We start from the raw sequence: 540 nt of genomic DNA, 5'->3' as shown, positions 1-540 counted from the left end.
CCGTTGCCACGCTGATGCTCTCTCTTGGCGGTTACGCTGGATATAAATATCTGGTGGTCGCCGCGGCGGTTAGCGTCTGGTGGTTAGGTATGGCTCTGCGCGGTTATAAAGTTGCTGATGACAGAATCTGGGCGCGCAAGCTGTTCGGCTTCTCTATCATCGCCATCACTGCCCTCTCGGTGATGATGTCCGTTGATTTTATGGTACCGGACTCGCATACGCTGCTGGCTGCTGTGTGGTAACAAAACCTCTCTATTAAAAAGGTGCTACGGCACCTTTTTTATTGTCTGAGATCAGAGAAACGGCTAATAACCGTATGTCTTGACAGAGTGAGCAGATGAACATAAATTAATCATACGGTTGATAGCCGTATTATGTATGAGATCGACTCCCTACGATTTCATTCAGTTAATCAAAGAGGTCATAATGCCTGGAAAAACAGCCACTCTACCCGATGTCGATAAAACGCTGAAAAATGCGCGGGTCGCCACGCCGCTGACCGCGCTGCGCGGCTATGCCGAGAAACTCCGGGCGGACGTA

At 50.0% G+C, this 540-nt stretch carries 1 pseudogene; it reads left to right on the top strand.

Going from position 1 to position 540, the window contains the following annotated elements:
- Nucleotides 1-242: pseudogene (locus ACS8YF_RS20090) on the top strand (heme o synthase); the annotation flags it as partial.
- Between the last annotated feature and the right edge of the window lie 298 nt (nucleotides 243-540).

The organism is Salinisphaera sp. SWV1, assembly GCF_052044155.1.
In the GTDB taxonomy this organism is placed as follows: domain Bacteria; phylum Pseudomonadota; class Gammaproteobacteria; order Nevskiales; family Salinisphaeraceae; genus Salinisphaera.
The sequence above is the reverse complement of the archived record's forward strand: the minus strand, read 5'-3'. Positions and strand labels throughout refer to the sequence as shown.